A 17,698-nucleotide genomic window follows, 5' to 3' on the forward strand; every position below is an offset into this window, starting at 1 on the left:
CGCAATGGGCAGGCCGGAGCACGGCGAGCTGTGGAACCAGGTGCAGCGGTTCCGCGCACTGTTCATCGCCGTCTGGCGACGCGACAACGCCCAGCCGGCGGGGAGTTCCGCTGACTGGACGTAGCCGAGAGATCACGCCCGCGGCGGGCGAAGATCGAGCGGGACCAGAGGAAGCCGGCGATCCCGATGCCGACGCACCAGGCGAGGGCGATGATCCAGGAGTTGCCGATCTCGGTGCCCATGGCGCGGCCGGCCGCCTCGACCAGGTCGAAGCGGGTGAGCAGTTCGTCTGCGAGCCATTTGCCCTCGGCTCGGGGCTTCATCAATAGATACGAATGTATGCATGTTTTGGACACGCCACCCCCCGGGGGCGGGTCTCGGTTGTGCCGAGTCAGATGTCGAGATCCTCCACCTGGGGATGCCCGGCGATATCCACGATGCGCTCGTAGAGCTTGTCCGGGATCTTGCCCTTCAACTCGGGGTGGTCGTCGACGATCTCCAGCCGGAAATCACCCCAGTCCAGTTCGCCGATGCCGAGCATGCGGCGCCAGCTCTTCCAATCCCGCAGCGAGCCGGTGTCGGAGGGGTATTCGTTCCAATCGCTGTAGCGGGTATGCGCGACGAATTTGCCCTTGCGGCTGCGGTATACCCGCACGTGCAGCGCCCGCTCGTCGTCCATGTCGTTCAGCTCACCGAGCAGCACGCCGGAGAACCGGACCTGCCGCGCGCCGTTGTGCCCGACCCGGAGCACGATCTCCTCGAAGCCCTCGAGCCGCCCCTCCTCCAGTTCGATGAAGCGACGGAGGGCGGTGGTGACGGCACCGGAGAGGTTGCCGCCGACCAGCTCCTGCGCCCGCTGGAAGAGCGGGAGGTCGGTGTCCGCTACGTAGATCGTCTTGTTGGGCATGGCTCGACTATACGTAGATGTATATGTAGATACAACCCTGGGTTTCCGGGCGCCGGGTGAACCGGCGGCGGCCGGGCCCCGTGTCATCTCCCGAGGGGCGGTCGGCCGCGGCTGTGAACGCCGGGCGGATTCCCCGCGATGACTAGGTGGGCTTGCAATTCGGCCCGCGGAGGAGGTGGAACCGTGTCCGATCGAGTGGCTGATCACCTGGTCCGCGCTGTCGCCGCGCTCGGAGCGCGGCAGCTCTTCGGCGTTGACGGCGCCAATATCGAGGATATCTACGACGCCGTGTTCGCCTCGGGGGGTGCGGTGCGCGCCGTTGTCGCCAAGCACGAGTTCTCCGCCGCCACCATGGCCGACGGGTACGCGCGGGCCTCGGCCGGAATCGGCGTGGTCGCGGCGACTTCCGGTGGCGGGGCGATGAATCTCGTTCCGGGCCTCGCGGAATCGTTCACCTCGCGGGTGCCGGTGCTTGCCCTGGTCGGGCAGCCGCCGCGGGCCGGGGAGGGGAACGGCGCCTTCCAGGACACCAGCGGACTGGCGGGCACCATCGACGCCGAGGCGCTCTTCACGACCATCACCGGGTACTGCGCTCGAGTTCGGGGCGCCGCCGAGCTGCCCGGGCATCTTGATGGCGTCGCACTGGCGTTGCAACGCGGACTGCCTGCGGCGCTGTTGCTGCCCAAGGACATTCAGCAGGAGCGGATCGCGCTTCCGGAGTGGGTGCCGCCTGCCGCTGTTCCCCGGCACGATGTGGGGCGGCTGGCCGAGGTGCGGTCGCTGCTCGCCGCGGCGCGCGCGGCCGGAGGCGTTGTTGTGCTGGCCGGGGCGCAGGTCGGGATGGACGATGCCAGGGAGGAGCTGGCTCGGCTGGCCGGGGTGCTCGGTGCGGCGGTCGGGGTCGCGCCGGATGCCAAGGATGTCTATGACCAGGGTGCGCCTGGTTTTCGCGGGGTCGCGGGGACCATGGGGCATCCGGAGCTGCCCGCCGCTGTCGCGGCGGCGAGCGTGTGTCTGCTGGTCGGCAGCACGCTGCCAGGGCCGGCGCGGACCGGGCTCGATCTCGACGGTGTTCCGGTGCTGTCGGTGGGGCACAGTGAGCCGCATCCGCGTGCGCTGCACGCGCACAGCTCGGACCTGCGGCATACCCTCGCCGTCCTTGCCGACGCGCTGGAGCCCGAGCTGTGCGCCGCGGCCGTTCGTGCGCCGTTGACCGGGAGGGCGTCGAACCTGGTCTTCCAAACGCCCGAACCGGCCGCGGACCGAACCCCCGGCCGCATCGGCACGGGCGAGCCGACGGCCTGGACCGTGCCCACCGCCCCGCACGACGACGCTCCGACCCGCTTGCCGGTCCCGGAATCCACCGGCCCCGGCCTGCGCTACCGCGCGGTGGTCGACGCCATCACCGCCACACTGCCGCCGGGGAGCGACGTCTTCGCCGACGCGGGCAACACCGGCGCCGCCGTCGTCCACCACCTGCGCGTACCCGAGGACGGCCGGTTCGTGGTCGCCCTCGGCATGGGCGGCATGGGCTACGCCTTCGGCGCGGCCATCGGCGCCTGCCTGGCCCGCGGCAGGCGAACAGTCGTGATCGCCGGCGACGGCTCCTTCTACATGCACGGCATGGAGTTCCACACCGCCGTCCAGCTCGACCTACCCCTCACCGTGATCGTCTTCGACAACAGCGCGCACGGCATGTGCCTGACCCGCGAGCAGCTCTACTACGGCGACCGCTACAGCTTCAACCGCTTCCGCCCGGCCGAACTCGGCGACGGCATGGCCGCCATGTTCCCGGGCCTGCCCGCCTGGTCGGTGCGCACGACCGACGACCTGAGCACCGCGCTACCTGCGGCGTTCGATACCCCCGGCCCCTCGTTCGTCGCCGTGACCTGCGATCCCGACGAGATCCCCCCGTTCCTGCCCTTCCTCTCCGCCAACCCCTCCAGGAGTACCCCGTGACCGCTCTCAGCGACATCCCCATCCCCGTGATCCCCGGCGTCCTGCGCGTCGAGAACTCGGACCGGGACGCGACGCTACCCGTGATCCTCGATAACTTGCGCTCGGTGTACCCGCACGACGAGGTGTTCGGCACCTTCTGCCCGGTGCACATCGTGATCGACGCCCCGCCGCGCGAGGTGTACGAGTACCTCGCGCACACCCAGTCGCTGGCCGAGTGGACCTACAGCCTGCGCGGCTTCGCCGAGACCGAGGAGCCCGGCCTGTGGCAGGCGTGGGACAGGCTGGCCGAGGACACCGAGATCTACGCCCGCACCGTCGCGTACCCGGATTCCATGACCGTCGACTACCACTGCGCCTGGGACCAGGGCGAACACCTCTGGATGATCTACCTGATGCGGGTCGTCGACGCCCAGGTGGTCTTCGACCGCCCCGGCTCGGTGGTGCTCTGGACCAACTGTCACCACCCCTTCTACGAGAAGAACCCGTTCCCGGAGAAGGGCCCGAAGGAGCGCGAGGGCTGGGTCGGCGACTTCTGGCCGCTCTTCGGCCCCGGCCACCAGCTCGAGCTGGACAACCTCAAGGCCATCTGCGAATACCGCTACGCCAACAACCTCCCGCTGACCCCGGAGTGGATGCGATGAGCACCGTGAGCCTGGTCGACGTCGCCTCCTACCTGCCCGGCGACCCGGTCGGCACCGAGTACTTCACGCAGTACTCGCGGTCGGAGCGGCAGGCGCGCAACGTCATGTTCCGCGCGCCCGCCGCCCGGCACCACATCGCGCCCGGCGAGACCGCGGTCGACATGATCGAGCGCGCCACCGCCCCGCTCATCGAGCGGCACGGCCGCGACCTGATCAGCAATATCGACGTGCTGCTCACCCACGTCCAGTTGCCGGACAACCCGGTGCTCGGCAGCGGCCCCGAGGTCGCCCGCAGGCTGAATGCCCGCCCGGAGCACGTGCTCGACGTGCACAACGGCGGCTGCGCGGCGTTCATCCACATGATGGCGCTGGCCGCGAACCTGCTGCGGGCGAGCGGCGGCCGGACCGCGTTGGTCGCGGCGGCGCAGAACTGCGCGGGGCCGGTCTTCACCCAGTCCGAGATCCGCGGCATGCCGCAGGCGCCGGTGCCCGGCGACGGCTGCGGGGTCGGGCTGCTCGTCATGGACGACAGCGCGCCGATCCTGGACACGGAGTGCCGCACCTACCCGGAGTTCGCGGGTGACATGGCGTTCTCCACCGGCAGCGAGCGCCGCTATTGGGAGCCCGGTGACGGGCAGGCGTGCGTGCGCTTCTCCGAATCCAAGGTGGCCGCGGTGCTCGCCCGCGGCAACCGGCTGGTGCCGGAGGTGGCGTTCGCGGTCTGCGACCGGATCGGCACCAAGAGCAGCGAGGTCGACACCCTGGTCACCAACCAGCCGAACCGCCTCTTCCTGCGCAACTGGCACGACGCGCTGGAGCTCCCCGCCGAGCGGCACCCGGACACCTTCGACCGCTGCGGCAACCTCTTCGCCGCGGGCATCCCGGTGACGCTGGACCAGGAGAACCGGGCTGGCAGGCTGCGCAACGGCTCGACGGTGCTGCTCTCCGCCTTCGCGCACGCGGGCGACTTCGCGGCCGCGGCCGCCGTCCGCTGGGGCGCGGCGCGGTGAGCGTCCGGATCCACCCCGGTGACACCACGCCGCGGGACGGCACCTCGAGCAAGCTCCGCCGCTTCGACCTGAGCCTGAGCGAGAACCCGTTCCCGCCGCTGCCCGCGGTGCTCGAGGCGGTGCACCGCGAGCTGGCCGCGGCGAACCGCTATCCGGAGTTCCTGCCGGAGAAGTTGCCCGCGCTGATCGCCAGGGAGTTGCGGGTGCATCCCGACCAGGTGGTGGTCGGGGCCGGGGCGACCGGCGTCGCCATGCAGGTGCTGCGGGCGGTGGTGGAGCCGGGGCGGAGCATGGTGTTCGCCGCGCCCACGTTCGACGGGTACCCGATCATGGCCGGGATGGCGGGGGTGCGGGCGGTGCCGGTGCCCCTGGATGCCCGTGGCGGGCAGGATGTCCGGGCGCTGCGTCGGGCGATCGACCGGCACACCCGGTTGCTCGTGGTGTGCAGGCCGCACAACCCCACCGGGACCGTGCTTCCGCTTGCCGAGTTGGACGCGCTGCTGGCCCGGGTTCCGGCCCGGGTCACGGTGCTGCTCGACGAGGCGTACATCGAGTTCCTGGAACAGGCTGACCGGCCCGACCTGCACCACCTCATCGCCAAGTATCGGAACCTGCTGGTCCTGCGTACCTTTTCGAAGGCGTACGGGCTGGCCGGGCTGCGAATCGGCTACGCCGTCGGGGATATCGAGCTGGCGCGGCGGGTGCGGACTCAGCAGCTTCCGTTCGGGCTCGGGGCCGCTGCCGGGGCCGCCGTCGCCGCTTCGTACGCCGCGACCGAGGAGTTGCGGGCGCGGGTTCGGCGGATCACCGAGGAGCGGGATCTGCTGCGTGCGGCGCTGTACTCGATGGGGATCGAGGTGCCGGAGAGTCACGCCAATTTCCTCTACCTGCCGGGGCCGGGTGCGTCGAACGCACTGCGGCGGCGGGGGATCAAGGCGCGGTGCTACCCGGACGGGAGTGCGCGGATCGCGGTCGGGGATCCGGAGGCGGGGCGGGCGGTGTTGCGCGCCATGCGGATTCCGCAGTGATCGGGCCGTTCGGTCAGCGGCGGAACCAGCGGCGGCCGGGTCGGGGCGCGAGGCCGTGTGCCGCGGCGAAGGCCGTGGCGTCGTCGGCCACCGAGGTGGAGGGGCGGCCGCGGGCCCAGGCGGTGAACTTCTCCGGGAATTCGGGGCCGCACTGCTTGGCGAGCAGGGGGTAGCGCTTGGCTACCAGGCCCGCCCGTTTGCGGAGCAGGGCGGTGGCGGTGGCGGTGAGGTCGTCCGGGGCGAAGCCGGATGGGGGCGGGCCATCGGCGACCAGGGCTCGGATCAGCTCCGCCTGGCGGGTGGCGAGGTCGGGGAGGTCGCTGCTCACCGCCGGGCTCCGACAGCTCCGGTGATCCGCGTCCGGCCGGTGACGTCGGCGATGGCGTCCAGCTCGGCGAACAACTCGGCCGCGGGCGGGTAATTTCCGTCGCGCTCCAGCATGAGCGGGACGTCACGGTCGGTGGCGAACTCGCCGACCAGCTCGAGTACCGCCGCCGGGACCGCGGCGGTGTGCGTGTCGTGGTAGCGCCCGTCCAGCTCGTGTCCGCCGGCGATGTGGCAGTAGGCGATCCGCTCGGCGGGCAGCCGGTGCAGTTCGGTGCGCGGGTCGCGGGCGCGGTTGCGGGCGTTGGCGTACACGTTGGCGATATCGAGCAGCAGGTGGACGCCGGTCCGCTCGACGAGTTCGGTCAGGAATTCCGACTCGGTGAATTCGTCCTCGGGCCAGTCGAAGTGGCTGGTGATGTTCTCCAGCGCCAGTGGAACCGGCAGCTCGGCGGTGGTGCGCGCGATGTTCCGCGTGAGCGCGTCGAGTGCCGCCCTTGTGCGCGGCACCGGAAGCAGGTGGCCCGCTTCCAGCCCGTTCGCTCGAACGAACGACACGTGTTCGCTCACCAGCGGCGCGTTCAGTTCCCGCGCGCTCCGGGCCAGGTGCGCCACCCGCTCCGGCAGGACCGGCTCCGCACCGCCGAGCGAGAGCGAGACCCCGTGCGGCACCACCGGAATGCCGCGGTCACGCAGCGCGGCGAGCTCGTCCGGCACCCCGTGCGCCACCGTCTCCGCGATCACCTCGCAGAACCCGAGCCCCGGCAGCCCGGCGACCACGCCGCAGATCTCCGGCCGCCACCCGATCCCCAGTGCCCGCCCCGGCAGCAGGGCTTTCACCGGTCACCCACCGCAGCCGCCGCCACCGCCGCCACACCCTCCCCCTCCACCGCAGCTACTGCCGCTACTTCCGCCGTCCCCGCCACCGCCACCGCTGTCCCAGCCCGACGACGACGCGGGCGGCTCCGCCGCGCTGGCCAGCCCGGCATCGAAGGTGAGCAGCGCCGCGCCGCCGAAGAGCGCCGCACCGAGCGCGGCGGTGTGCAACCCGTACGTCTCGTAGGACGGCGCGTTCTGCGGCCGCAGGTACCCGTTGGCGATCACCGCCTGCGTGGTCGCCGCCCGGCCGAGCGCGGTCACCCGCGGCACCCGTGTCAGCATGAATCCGACGAACGCGAGGATGATCAGCAGGGCGAACAGGAAGCCGACCCCGTTCCCGTTCACGATCCCGGCGATGAACCGCACCAGCCCGAGCAGCCAGACGATCAGCACCGGCATCGCCGCGTCCCGCAGCTCCCGCCGATACCCGGGACTCGGCAGGTACCCGCGCGCGACCAGCCCGGCCCGCAGCAGCTTCAGATCCGGCCCCACCGCCCCGGCCAGCACCGCGACCTTGACCGGCGTGCCGGCCGCGATCCGGTCGTACACCGCCACGGTGAACGGATCCAGCCTGCTCCGATCACCGGCCGTGATGGCCCGGGCGGGCGTGCCGTCCGAACCGATCAGGTTCTCGGCGCGCAGCAGCGCGAGCGCCGCCAGCACCGGCCGGTTGTCGTCGATCAGCATGCCGAGCTCCGGCGCGGTCAGCTCCGACCCCGGCTTCTCCAGCCGCGGTTTCACCTCGTCCCGCCGGGTGACCCCGCGGCGCAGCCAGATCGCCGCAACCACCGCCGCGATCGCGACCGGGATGTACAGCAGGAGAAAGTCCGGCCCTGAGATTCCCCAGGTATCCGCCGCCGTGTCGACCACGCTCATCTCCACCTCACGATTCGCCGCGTTTCGCCTGATTATCGAGCTCCGCGGGCCCGCGCGCCAGATGGTTCCATGAACCCATGGCGAATTCCCCCCGACTGCGCCCCAACCCCGCGCCCGCGCACGGCACCGCCAGCCGCGAATGGTTCCGCCGCATCCTCGCCCGGCGCGAGTTCGTCCTCCGGCAGACGGTCATCGACCCCGGCGGCAGCAGCGGCTGGCACTACCACGACGGCACCCTGCTCGTCCTCGTCACCCGCGGCACCCTCGACCACCCCGACGCCCGCCGCACCCCCATCCGCTACCCCCGCTGGCGCGTCTTCCGCGAACCCAGCGGCCCGCGGTACCCGCATGTGGCCCGCAACTCCGGTTCGGAGCCGGTCACCATCTGGGTGCTCTACCGCAACCCACCGGGAGCCCCGCTCTCCCGGCACGTCGACCCGCTGGACTGAGCGTCAGGCCGGCTCGCAGGCCGAGCGCAGCGAGCACGCCCCGCAGGCGCTCCCGCATCCGCCGACCGGCTCGGGGACCAGCGGCGCGACGACCCGCTCGGCGGCGTTGGCGCCCGCACCGAGGGTGAGCACCGCGACCACCCCGACCACGGCGGCGACGATCAGCGCGACGAACCCGCCCGCGGCGAGCGCGACGAGACCGCCGGCGAAGAGCAGGAAGCCGGCGGCGACGGAGGTGGGGGCGGCGACGCGGTTGGCGAGCCGGAAGGTGGTGTCGTCGGTGAGCGCGGCCTCGGTGTGCACGCCCACGAAGCGGTTGCGCGGCAGCCGTCCGGTCAGCCCGAGCAGGCCGGTCGCGACGGCGACGGCGGCCGCGGCGAACAGGAGGAGAGCGACGACGAACACCCGAGTAGGTTATCCCACGGGCCCTGCGCACCCGCGCCGGCATCGTCAGGTGTGACGCCCGCTACCAGCGCAGATCCAGCCGATCGGATCTTGTTCGAGATGAGTGGGCCCACGTTCTACCCTGATAACCGGGTTCCGGACGAACAAGAAGGAAGGCTGAGCGGTGGATGACACGCGGGCGACCGAGAGCGGTGGCACCGAGAAGGACGGCCCGCGGCATCGGTACAGCGCCGAGCTCGCGGGGCGCATCGAGCGCCGCTGGCAGCAGACCTGGACCGAGCGCGGGACCTTCCACGCGCCGAACCCGGTCGGCCCGCTCGCCGGCGAGACCCCGGCCGACAAGCTGTTCGTGCAGGACATGTTCCCCTACCCGTCCGGCGCGGGGCTGCACGTCGGGCATCCGCTCGGTTACATCGCCACCGACGTCTTCGCCCGCTACCACCGCATGCGCGGCCGCAATGTGCTGCACGCGCTCGGCTACGACGCCTTCGGCCTGCCCGCCGAGCAGTTCGCGGTGCAGACCGGGACGCACCCGCGGGTGACCACCGAGTCGAATATCGCGATCATGCAGCGCCAGCTGGACCGGCTCGGCCTCGGCCACGACCGGCGCCGCTCGTTCGCCACCACCGACCCCGAGTACTACCGCTGGACGCAGTGGATCTTCCTGCGCATCTACAACGCCTGGTACGACCCGGAGGCGAACCGGGCGCGGCCGATCGCCGACCTGGTCGCGCAGTTCGCCGACGCGGCCCGCCCGACCCCGGACGGCCGGCCGTGGAACCAGCTGGCCCCCGCGGAACGCAATGCCGTGCTCGACTCGTATCGCCTGGTCTACCAGACCGATTCGGTCGTGAACTGGTGCCCCGGGCTCGGCACCGTGCTCTCCAACGAGGAGGTCACCGCGGACGGCCGCAGCGAGCGCGGCAACTTCCCGGTGTTCCGCAAGCGGCTGTGGCAGTGGATGATGCGGATCACCGCCTACTCCGACCGGCTCGTCGACGACCTGGACGGCCTGGACTGGCCGGAGAACGTGAAGACCATGCAGCGCAACTGGATCGGCCGATCCCGCGGCGCGCAGGTGAAGTTCGGCACCGAGGCCGGGTTCATCGAGGTCTTCACCACCCGCCCGGACACCCTGTTCGGCGCCACCTACGTGGTGCTGGCGCCGGAGCACGAGCTGGTCGACGCGCTCACCGCCGAGCAGTGGCCCGCCGACACCCGGGAGCGCTGGACCAACGGCGGGGCCGCGAACCCGCGCGCTGCGGTCGCCGCCTACCGCGCCGGAATCGCGGCCAAGTCGGAGCTGGAGCGCCAGGAGAACCGGGAGAAGACCGGCGTCTTCCTCGGCACCTACGCGATCAACCCGGTGAACGACGCGGCGGTGCCGATCTTCGTCGCCGACTACGTGCTGAGCGGCTACGGCACCGGCGCCATCATGGCGGTGCCCGGCCACGACCAGCGCGACTGGGATTTCGCGACCGCGCTCGAGCTGCCGATCGCCGAGGTGATCGCGGGCGGCGACGTCACCGTCGCCGCGCACACCGGCGAGGGGAAGCTGGTCAACTCGGGCTTCCTGGACGGGCTGGAGATCGAGGAGGCGAAAGCCACCGCGATCGCCCGGCTGGAGACGGTCGGCGCGGGCACCGGGACCGTCCAGTACAAGCTCCGCGACTGGCTCTTCGCCAGGCAGCGGTACTGGGGCGAGCCCTTCCCCATCGTCTACGACGAGGACGGCGCGCCGCACCCGCTGCCGGAATCCATGCTGCCGGTCCGGCTCCCCGAGCTGGAGGATTTCGCGCCGGTCACCTTCGACCCGGACGACGCGAGCTCCGAGCCGTCGCCGCCGCTGGCCAAGGCCACCGACTGGGTCGAGGTCGAGCTGGACCTGGGCGACGGTCTCGAGAAGTACCGCCGCGACACCAACGTCATGCCGAACTGGGCCGGAAGCTCCTGGTACCAGCTGCGCTACGCGGATCCGACCAACACCGAGGCGTTCTGCGCACCGGAGAACGAGGCGTACTGGCTCGGCCCGCGCGGCGCGGCCGACCCGGGCGGCGTCGACCTCTACGTCGGCGGTGTCGAGCACGCGGTGCTGCACCTGCTGTACGCGCGGTTCTGGCAGAAGGTCCTCTTCGACCTGGGCGAGGTCACCGGCAGTGAGCCGTACCGGAAGCTGTTCAACCAGGGCTACATCCAGGCGCACGCCTACACCGACGAGCGCGGCGCGTACGTGCCCGCGGCCGAGGTGACCGAGCGCGACGGCCAGTTCTTCTGGCACGAGCAGCGGGTGTTCCAGGAGTACGGCAAGATCGGCAAGTCGCTGAAGAACGCCATCTCGCCGGACGAGATGTGCGACCTCTACGGCGCCGACACCTTCCGCTTCTACGAGATGGCGATGGGCCCGCTCGACACCTCGCGCCCGTGGGCGACCAAGGACGTCGTCGGCGCACACCGCTTCCTGCAGCGGGTCTGGCGGCTGGTGGTGGACGAGGAGTCCGGCGCGGTCCGGGTCACCGACGCCGAGCCCACCGCGGCGACGCTGCGCGTGCTGCACCGCACCATCGCCGGGGTCGACGAGGACTACGCCGCCATGCGGGACAACACCGCGGGCGCGAAGCTCATCGAGCTCACCAACCACCTCACCAAGGCGTACCCGGACGGCGCGCCGCGCGCGGTGGTCGAGCCGGTGGTGCTCATGCTGGCCCCCATGGCCCCGCACATCGCGGAAGAACTGTGGGAACGCCTCGGCCACACCGATTCCCTGAGCACCGGCCCCTTCCCCGCCGCCGACCCGGCGCTGCTGGTCGAGGAGTCGGTGGAGTACCCGATCCAGGTGAACGGCAAGGTGCGCAGCCGGATCCAGGTCCCGGCCGACGCCGACAGTGCCGCCATCGAGGCCGCCGCGCTCGCCGACGAGAAGATCGCCGCCCTGCTCGACGGGGCGGCGCCGCGCAAGCTCATCGTCGTCCCCGGGCGACTGGTGAACATCGTCCGGTAGGCGCTACTCGACGACGCCGGGCTCGGTCTCGGCGAGCACCCAGTCGCGGTACCCGGGGTGCACGACCGCCACCGGCACCGCGACGACCTGCGGGGTGTCGTAGGGGTGCTCGGCGTCGGCGCGGACGATGATCTCCTGCACGTGCGCGCGGCGGGTGTGCAGGGTGACGAGCGCCTCGGGCTCGTCGGCGATCGCGCCCTCCCAGCGGTACAGGCTGCGGACGGCGGGCTGCAGGTTGCCGCAGGCCGCGAGGCGGTCGGCGAGCAGGCGGCGGGTGAAGCCGGCGAGCCAGTCGGCGTCCGCGGCGGTGATGCTGACGCTGACCAGTTCTTCATCGACGGGCATGGGTTTCCTCTCAGCGGCCGTACGGGCGGATGACGAGCTCGGTGGGGTGCGCGTCGCGCGGGGTCTCGATGGCGGTGCGCACGGTGCGCGCGACCGTCGCGGGGGTGAGGAATTCGGCCGGGTCGTACTCGCGGCCCTCACCCGCGGTGATCTCGCGCTGCATCTCGGTGTCGATCCGGCCGGGGTGGATGGAGGTCACCCGGAGCAGCGGCTCCTCCTGGCGCAGCGAATCACCCAGGGCGCGCAGCCCGAACTTGCTGGCGGCGTAGGAGGCCCAGCCCGGGTGCGCGCGCAGCCCGGCGCCGGAATTGATCAGCAGCACATGGCCGTTCGCGGCCCGCAGGGCGGGAAGCAGCAGCCTGGTGAGCTCGGCCACCGCGATCAGGTTGACCTCGAGGGTGCGCCGCCACTGGTCGACGGTGGAGTTCGCGACGGTGTCGATATCGGCGATGCCCGCGTTGTGCACGAGCACGTCGAGCCGCTCGATGGGTGCGGTCGCGGTGGCGACGGCGGCGTAGTCGGTGAGCTCGACCGGCCAGCCGGTGGCGTCCGGGAGCTCCGCGAGCACATCGGTGAGCGCGGGCAGGCTCCGCGCGCCGAGCAGCAGCCGGTGCGTCGGCGCGAGCTCGCGGGCGATGGCGGCGCCGAGCCCGCGGGCGGCTCCGGTGACGAGGGCGACGGGTTTCGCGGTCATGCGCCCAACGGTAGCGGCAGCTCCACGAGCTCCGAGCGCCTCCCGATACCCCGGGTGGTCCATACCACCCCGTACTGAACAGGCGAAACCACTGGAACCGCCGCAGAATGAACAGATGCAGCACCCCGGTTTCACGCCGACCCAGCTCGCGGCCCGCGCCGCCTACCTGCTGCGCGGCAACGACCTGGGCACCATGACCAGCGCGGCGCCCCGGCTCTACCCGCACATGTGGAGCTGGGACGCGGCCTTCGTCGCGGTCGGCCTCGCCCCGCTCAGCGTCGAGCGGGCGGTGATCGAACTCGACACCCTGCTCTCCGCCCAATGGAAGAACGGGATGATCCCGCACATCGTCTTCGCCAACGGCGTCGACGGCTACTTCCCCGGCCCGGCCCGCTGGGAGTGCCGCAAACTCGCCGCCAACGCCCCGGACGGCCCGGACACCTCCGGCATCACCCAGCCGCCGGTGCACGCCATCGCGCTGCAGCGCATCCTCGACCATTCGCGCAGGCACGGCCGCAGCACCAGGGCCGCCGCCGACGAGTTCCTGAACCGGCGCTGGGGCGACCTGGTGCGCTGGCACCGCTGGCTCGCGCACGCCCGCGACCCCAAGCAGACCGGCCGGATCACGCTCTACCACGGCTGGGAATCCGGGATGGACAACTCGCCGCGCTGGGACCGCGCCTACGCCAACGTCGTCCCCGGCGACCTCCCCGCCTACCACCGCGAGGACCTGCTCGTGGTGAGCGACCCCACCCAGCGGCCGTCGGACCGCGAGTACGACCGCTACCTCTGGCTGGTCGAGCAGATGCGCCGCTCCGGCTACGACGACTACCAGCTCGCCTCCACCATGAGCTTCGCCGTCGAGGACGTCTTCGTCACCGCGATCTTCGCGCTCGCCTGCGACGTGCTCGCCGACATCGGCGAGGAGTACAAGCAGCCGCGCGCCGACGTCAAAGAGCTACACGGCTGGGCCGAGCATTTCCGCAGCGGCGTGATAGCGACCACCGACCCGCGCAGCGGCGCCGCCCGCGACTACGACGTCCGGCTCGGCCGCTGGATCGACACCGAGACGCTGGCCGTCTTCGCGCCGCTGCTCTGCGGCGGGCTGCCGCGCGACACCGAGCGCGCGCTGCTCAAGCTCTTCGAGGGGCCGCGCTTCTGCGGCCACCCCGACCTCCGCTATCGGCTCCCGCCATCGACCTCGCCGGTCGCCAAGGACTTCCGGCCGCGCGAGTACTGGCGCGGCCCGGTCTGGCCGGTCATGAGCTGGCTCTTCTCCTGGGTCTTCGCCCGCCGCGGCTGGGCGGAGCGCTCGCTCACGCTGCGCGCGGAGGGGTTGCGGCAGGCAGGCGACGGGAGTTTCGCGGAGTACTACGAGCCGTTCACCGGGGCGCCGCTCGGCAGTATGCAGCAGTCCTGGACCGCGGCGTCGGTGCTGGACTGGCTGGGCTGACGCCCGGCCCACGGCGGGGGCCGGGCGCGCGGGCTCAGACGCCGATCCGGCCCTGACCACCCTTCCAGGCGACGACGACGGACGGCCGCGGCTGGGTGGTTCCCCCGTCGGGCCAGTGCGAGGCCGGGTTGTCGGCGGAGGCGTCGTCCTTCTCGCCCGGGTGCTGGACGCAGACCAGCACGCGGGATTCGGTGACGACGGGGCCGCAGGTCTCGGCGCCCCTGGGGACGGTGAGGAACTGCTTGGTCTCGCCGCGCCGGTCGCCGTCGAGCACCACCGAGAAGAGGCCGTCGTTGGCCTTGAGGGCATTGCCGTCGGTGGAGATCCAGAGGTTGCCGTACTGGTCGAAGGCCAGGTTGTCGGGGCAGGAGATCGGGCTGACCTTCGACTTGTCGAAGCCGCCGTAGTAGGTGTCTGCGGCGTTCGGGTCGCCGCAGACGAGCAGCAGCGACCAGCTGAAGCGGGTGCCGGTGTGGTCGTCGTCGAGCTCGAGGACCTGGCCGTTCTTGTTCAGGTTGCGCGGGTTGGCCTCGTCGGCGGCGGCTTTGCCGTCCTTGCCCCTGTTGTCGTTGTTGGTCAGCGCGACGTAGACCTTGCCGGTGACCGGGTTGGGTTCGAAGTCCTCGGGGCGGTCCATCTTGGTGGCGCCGACCTTGTCCGCGGCCAGCCGGGTGAAGACGGCGACCTCGGCGGCGCTCATGCCGTCGACCTTGGAGGTGCCCTTGCCGTCGGGGCCGGTCTCCAGCAGCGGGATCCACTCGCCGGTGCCGGTGAAGCCCTGCGGCGCGGGGAGTTTGCCGGTGCCGTCGATCTGCGCGGCGTGGTCGCCGGTGAGCTTGGCGACGTAGAGCGTGCCCTCGTCCAGGATGGTCATGTTGTGCCGCATGGCCGAGGCGCCGGTGCCGGACTGCACCTTCTTGGCGGAGACGAACTTGTACATGTAGTCGAAGCGCTCGTCGTCGCCGGTGTAGGAGACGACGGCGCCGTCGGCGGTGACGTAGATGCTCGCGCCCTCGTGCTTGAACCGGCCCATGGCGGAGTGCTTGACCGGCACCGACGCGGCGTCCCACGGGTTGACCTCGACGACGTAGCCGAAGCGGTTGGCCTCGTTGGGTTCCTGCGCCAGGTCGAAGCGCCTGTCGGTGCGCTCCCAGACGTTGGTGCTCGCGCCCTCGGCGAACCCGTACCGCTTGAGCCGGGCCGCGGCGACAGGCTCGGTGACGGCCTGCGCGTTGGCGAAGTAGCCGTGGAAGTTCTCCTCGCCGGAGAGCACGGTGCCCCACGGGGTGGTGCCGCCGGCGCAGTTGGCGAAGGTGCCGAAGATTTTGTTGCCCGCCGGATCGGCGGCGGTCTTCACGAAGTCGCTGCCCGCGGCCGGGCCGGTGAGCAGGAATTCGGTGTTCGCGGTGATCCGGCGGTTGTGCGGGCCGAAGGCGGGGGTCAGCTTGCCGGAGCCGTTCTCGCCCTCGACCTCGACCACCGCGAGGCCGTGCGCGGCCTTGCTGATGGCGATCTGTTCGTCGGTGGGGTTCTTGGCGTCGTAGCCGCGGAACATGTGCGGGCCGGTGGTGTACTCGTGGTTCACCACGAGCAGGAAGGCGTTGGGCCGGCCCTCGATCGGCAGCAGCGCCGCGAAATCGTTGTTGTAGCCGAACTGCTTCTCCTGCGCGGCGGCGGTCTGCCGGTCGAAGTCGAAGGCGGGGGCGTCGGCGAAGAGCGGGTCGCCCCAGCGGATCACGACGGACTGCTCGTAGCCTTCCGGAACCCGCACGGCGTCGTCGGTGTTCGGCGCGACGGCGGTGAAGGTGGTTCCGGTGCCGTCCGACGCGGCGGCGGCCTTCGAGGTCTCGGTGGAGCCGCCGTCGTCACCACACGCCGCCAGCGCACTCGCCGCGCCGACCGCGAGCACCGCGGCCGCGCCGCCCCTGAGCAGGCCGCGCCGATTCAGGGAGCTGACGATATCGCCGAAGTAGGCGCCGTCCGAGGTGTTCGGGGCCGGGTGGAAGCAGGCGTTGGCGCACTTGTATTCGCAGGTAACGCGGGCGCGCGCGGAGCGGCCGTCGTGCGCGGTGAAGAGGGTGAGCGGTTTCGGGGTCACTGCGGCTCCTGATATCGGCGTCGGCCGCACGGTAGACGATGTTCGCCAGGGGGAATCGACGGCGAGGTGAACAGCCACCCAATTAGGTAACCCTCAATTTGCCGGGCAACCGGCGAGCATCCGCCGAACGCGAACGATCCCGGTGTCTCTTCCGGAGACACCGGGATCGGTGGGGGGCGGGGCTCGGCGGCGGCGGCTGTCATGCGCTGACCGGGATGGCGATGACCACCTCGCTCTCGTCCTGCGGCAGGTAGTGCGTCCGGAGGATCCGGCCGACCTGCACGTGCCCGACCGCGGTCGGCGGCACGTACTTCTCGGTGCGGGCGGTGAAGGTGCTGCCGTCCGGGCGGGTGACGACCAGCCCGAGCACCACTCTGGTGTGGCCGTCGCGGATCTCGCCTGGCACCGAGAGCGTCTGCACCACGGCCTGGGTCGCGATGCCACGCTCGGCGATGTCGAGTTTGCCGCGGGTGGTGAAGCCCTTGCGCAGCATCGCCTCGTTCATGGCGTGCTGCGCCGCGCGCTGGTCGCCGGAGAGGTCGATCTCGACCTTGTCGGTGCGGTGCGGCAGGTAGCGGACCGGCAGCACCACGCCGGGGCGGAGCATCGCCATCTGGTGCTGCGGGACGACCAGCTTCGCCACCGAGGGGAAGACCTTGCCGTCGGCGCCCTCGACGCTCAGGTCGATCCGCAGCTGGGGCTGGTGGTTCAGGGTCACGCCGGTGTGCCGGACCGCCCGCACCGTGCCGAGCCCGACCCCGGCGTTGCGGTACTCGGCCGAGTTGTTGCCGGTGAGCGCGGAGAGGATGCCGTCGCCGGTGAAGGCGAAGACGATCGGGGTGACGGTCAGCGCGATGATCGGCAGCGCCATCTGCGGGCCAACCCAGGCCAGGATGTCCTGGCCGTACTCGTCGGGGCCGTCGTAGGTGAGGCCGTGCAGGAGGTAGTAGCCGAAGGCGACGACCAGGAAGGCCGCGGCGACGGCGCGGGCGATGGTCTTGAGGTTCATGGTGGTCTTTCCGGTGCGGGCGGGAGGGGTCAGCCGTTGACGACGGTGGTGCAGGCGAAGGTGATCTCGAAGGGGATGTTCTTCGGGCCTGCGAGGGGGTTGGTGAGGTCGACCCCGCCGACGCCTTCGCCGGTGACGGTGTAGGTGGTGCCGTTCTTGGTGACCTTCGCCGAGCCGCCGGGGGCGCCGGCGCCGTAGCCGACGGCGTAGGGGGTGCCGCTGTTGCCGCCCTTGGTTCCGGCGATGGCGACGGCCTGGACGGTGTCCTCGCCCTGGAGGGTGGCCGAGACGCTGAAGTTGCCGTAGGTGGTGTTGTTCAGGTCGGTGAGGGCCAGGGCGAGGGTGCCGCCCTGCTTGGCGCAGGTGGTGTCGAAGCGGGCGTCGATGGTCGTGCCGTCGACCTTGGCGGTGGAGCTGCTGGAGGTGCTGACCGGGGAGGGGGTGCTGGTGGTGGTGTTGTCGCTGCAGCCGGTGACGAGCAGGGCGAGGGTAGCGGCCGCGGCGGTGGTGGTGGCCGCGAGGCGGTTGGTGCGCATGGGTTTTCGTTCCTTCGTTCTCGGGTTGTTCGGCTTCCGGTTCGGCCGTTGAGATGAAGGTAGGAGGGGTTCGCGCCCTACCGATCC

General features: G+C 71.3%; 18 protein-coding genes. 7 read left to right on the forward strand and 11 right to left on the reverse strand.

Annotated features, from left to right (window positions below; translation table 11 throughout):
- Positions 1-62: 62 nt before the first annotated feature.
- Together LTT61_RS17790 and LTT61_RS17795 are read right to left on the reverse strand one after the other, a co-directional pair.
- On the reverse strand, positions 63-323 hold the full coding sequence (locus tag LTT61_RS17790) for a hypothetical protein (protein WP_233015196.1): 261 nt from the start codon (positions 321-323) through the stop codon (positions 63-65).
- Between the two features lie 68 nt (positions 324-391).
- Positions 392-907 carry an EXLDI protein gene (locus LTT61_RS17795; protein ID WP_233015198.1) on the reverse strand — a complete coding sequence of 172 codons (516 nt, stop codon included), beginning with the start codon at positions 905-907 and terminating at the stop codon, positions 392-394.
- A gap of 138 nt (positions 908-1,045) precedes the next feature.
- Between LTT61_RS17795 and LTT61_RS17800 the strand changes: the two genes are divergently transcribed.
- Genes LTT61_RS17800 through LTT61_RS17815 form a run of 4 tightly spaced genes read left to right on the forward strand, consistent with a single transcriptional unit; the run spans position 1,046 to position 5,545 of the window.
- Positions 1,046-2,866 (forward strand): thiamine pyrophosphate-binding protein, encoded by a 1,821-nt coding sequence (locus LTT61_RS17800; RefSeq protein WP_420094655.1) that lies wholly within the window; start codon positions 1,046-1,048, stop codon positions 2,864-2,866.
- Positions 2,863-3,507 carry an SRPBCC family protein gene (locus tag LTT61_RS17805; protein ID WP_233015202.1) on the forward strand — a complete coding sequence of 215 codons (645 nt, stop codon included), beginning with the start codon at positions 2,863-2,865 and terminating at the stop codon, positions 3,505-3,507. The genes LTT61_RS17800 and LTT61_RS17805 overlap by 4 nt, the downstream gene beginning before the upstream one ends.
- Positions 3,504-4,517, forward strand: a complete 1,014-nt coding sequence (locus tag LTT61_RS17810) for a 3-oxoacyl-ACP synthase III family protein (protein ID WP_233015204.1) — start codon at positions 3,504-3,506, stop codon at positions 4,515-4,517. The genes LTT61_RS17805 and LTT61_RS17810 overlap by 4 nt, the downstream gene beginning before the upstream one ends.
- A gap of 8 nt (positions 4,518-4,525) precedes the next feature.
- Positions 4,526-5,545 (forward strand): pyridoxal phosphate-dependent aminotransferase, encoded by a 1,020-nt coding sequence (locus tag LTT61_RS17815; protein WP_233021060.1) that lies wholly within the window; start codon positions 4,526-4,528, stop codon positions 5,543-5,545.
- A gap of 13 nt (positions 5,546-5,558) precedes the next feature.
- Here the strand turns inward: LTT61_RS17815 and LTT61_RS17820 are convergent, their stop codons facing one another.
- From LTT61_RS17820 to LTT61_RS17830, 3 genes are read right to left on the reverse strand one after another with little or no spacing between them, the layout of a single operon-like run.
- A complete protein-coding gene (locus LTT61_RS17820) occupies positions 5,559-5,873 on the reverse strand; it encodes a hypothetical protein (RefSeq protein WP_233015206.1) in 315 nt (104 codons plus the stop codon).
- Positions 5,870-6,709, reverse strand: coding sequence for a DUF692 domain-containing protein (locus LTT61_RS17825; protein WP_233015208.1), 840 nt, complete (start codon positions 6,707-6,709; stop codon positions 5,870-5,872). Before LTT61_RS17825 ends, LTT61_RS17820 begins: the two co-directional genes overlap by 4 nt.
- 3 nt (positions 6,710-6,712) lie before the next feature.
- Positions 6,713-7,624, reverse strand: coding sequence for a TIGR04222 domain-containing membrane protein (locus LTT61_RS17830; RefSeq protein ID WP_233015210.1), 912 nt, complete (start codon positions 7,622-7,624; stop codon positions 6,713-6,715).
- Positions 7,625-7,701: 77 nt separating this feature from the next.
- Here LTT61_RS17830 and LTT61_RS17835 point away from each other — a divergent pair, with 77 nt between their 5' ends.
- Positions 7,702-8,073 (forward strand): hypothetical protein, encoded by a 372-nt coding sequence (locus LTT61_RS17835; protein WP_233015212.1) that lies wholly within the window; start codon positions 7,702-7,704, stop codon positions 8,071-8,073.
- 3 nt (positions 8,074-8,076) lie between these two features.
- On the opposite strand, the gene LTT61_RS17840 is transcribed toward LTT61_RS17835, so the two are convergent.
- A complete protein-coding gene (locus LTT61_RS17840; protein WP_233015214.1) occupies positions 8,077-8,478 on the reverse strand; it encodes an SdpI family protein in 402 nt (133 codons plus the stop codon).
- A 163-nt stretch (positions 8,479-8,641) separates the two neighbouring features.
- Here LTT61_RS17840 and leuS point away from each other — a divergent pair, with 163 nt between their 5' ends.
- A complete protein-coding gene (leuS, locus tag LTT61_RS17845) occupies positions 8,642-11,476 on the forward strand; it encodes a leucine--tRNA ligase (RefSeq protein ID WP_233015216.1) in 2,835 nt (944 codons plus the stop codon).
- 3 nt (positions 11,477-11,479) lie between these two features.
- Here the strand turns inward: leuS and cutA are convergent, their stop codons facing one another.
- Together cutA and LTT61_RS17855 are read right to left on the reverse strand one after the other, a co-directional pair.
- Positions 11,480-11,821, reverse strand: coding sequence for a divalent-cation tolerance protein CutA (gene cutA, locus LTT61_RS17850; RefSeq protein WP_233015218.1), 342 nt, complete (start codon positions 11,819-11,821; stop codon positions 11,480-11,482).
- A 10-nt stretch (positions 11,822-11,831) separates the two neighbouring features.
- A complete protein-coding gene (locus LTT61_RS17855) occupies positions 11,832-12,515 on the reverse strand; it encodes an SDR family oxidoreductase (protein WP_233015220.1) in 684 nt (227 codons plus the stop codon).
- Positions 12,516-12,630: 115 nt separating this feature from the next.
- Between LTT61_RS17855 and ggh the strand changes: the two genes are divergently transcribed.
- Positions 12,631-13,968: a glucosylglycerate hydrolase gene (ggh, locus tag LTT61_RS17860; RefSeq protein ID WP_233015222.1), complete on the forward strand. Its 1,338-nt coding sequence runs from the start codon at positions 12,631-12,633 to the stop codon at positions 13,966-13,968.
- A gap of 34 nt (positions 13,969-14,002) precedes the next feature.
- On the opposite strand, the gene LTT61_RS17865 is transcribed toward ggh, so the two are convergent.
- From LTT61_RS17865 to LTT61_RS17875, 3 genes are all read right to left on the reverse strand, one after another.
- A complete protein-coding gene (locus LTT61_RS17865; RefSeq protein WP_233015224.1) occupies positions 14,003-16,066 on the reverse strand; it encodes a PhoX family protein in 2,064 nt (687 codons plus the stop codon).
- A gap of 199 nt (positions 16,067-16,265) precedes the next feature.
- Positions 16,266-17,075: a hypothetical protein gene (locus LTT61_RS17870; protein ID WP_233015226.1), complete on the reverse strand. Its 810-nt coding sequence runs from the start codon at positions 17,073-17,075 to the stop codon at positions 16,266-16,268.
- Positions 17,076-17,104: 29 nt separating this feature from the next.
- Positions 17,105-17,611 carry a lipoprotein LpqH gene (locus LTT61_RS17875; protein ID WP_233015228.1) on the reverse strand — a complete coding sequence of 169 codons (507 nt, stop codon included), beginning with the start codon at positions 17,609-17,611 and terminating at the stop codon, positions 17,105-17,107.
- Between the last annotated feature and the right edge of the window lie 87 nt (positions 17,612-17,698).

The sequence above is a fragment of the Nocardia asteroides genome (assembly GCF_021183625.1).
Classification (GTDB): domain Bacteria; phylum Actinomycetota; class Actinomycetes; order Mycobacteriales; family Mycobacteriaceae; genus Nocardia; species Nocardia asteroides_A.

What these genes read in the sequence shown, in the direction of transcription:
- LTT61_RS17830 (WP_233015210.1), bottom strand. Translation starts at nt 7,624, where the DNA reads ATGAGCGTGGTCGACACGGCGGCGGATACCTGGGGAATCTCAGGGCCG.
- LTT61_RS17800 (WP_420094655.1), top strand. Translation starts at nt 1,046, where the DNA reads ATGACTAGGTGGGCTTGCAATTCGGCCCGCGGAGGAGGTGGAACCGTG.
- LTT61_RS17795 (WP_233015198.1), bottom strand. Translation starts at nt 907, where the DNA reads ATGCCCAACAAGACGATCTACGTAGCGGACACCGACCTCCCGCTCTTC.
- LTT61_RS17790 (WP_233015196.1), bottom strand. Translation starts at nt 323, where the DNA reads ATGAAGCCCCGAGCCGAGGGCAAATGGCTCGCAGACGAACTGCTCACC.
- LTT61_RS17870 (WP_233015226.1), bottom strand. Translation starts at nt 17,075, where the DNA reads ATGAACCTCAAGACCATCGCCCGCGCCGTCGCCGCGGCCTTCCTGGTC.
- LTT61_RS17875 (WP_233015228.1), bottom strand. Translation starts at nt 17,611, where the DNA reads ATGCGCACCAACCGCCTCGCGGCCACCACCACCGCCGCGGCCGCTACC.
- LTT61_RS17810 (WP_233015204.1), top strand. Translation starts at nt 3,504, where the DNA reads ATGAGCACCGTGAGCCTGGTCGACGTCGCCTCCTACCTGCCCGGCGAC.
- cutA (WP_233015218.1), bottom strand. Translation starts at nt 11,821, where the DNA reads ATGCCCGTCGATGAAGAACTGGTCAGCGTCAGCATCACCGCCGCGGAC.
- LTT61_RS17855 (WP_233015220.1), bottom strand. Translation starts at nt 12,515, where the DNA reads ATGACCGCGAAACCCGTCGCCCTCGTCACCGGAGCCGCCCGCGGGCTC.
- ggh (WP_233015222.1), top strand. Translation starts at nt 12,631, where the DNA reads ATGCAGCACCCCGGTTTCACGCCGACCCAGCTCGCGGCCCGCGCCGCC.
- LTT61_RS17835 (WP_233015212.1), top strand. Translation starts at nt 7,702, where the DNA reads ATGGCGAATTCCCCCCGACTGCGCCCCAACCCCGCGCCCGCGCACGGC.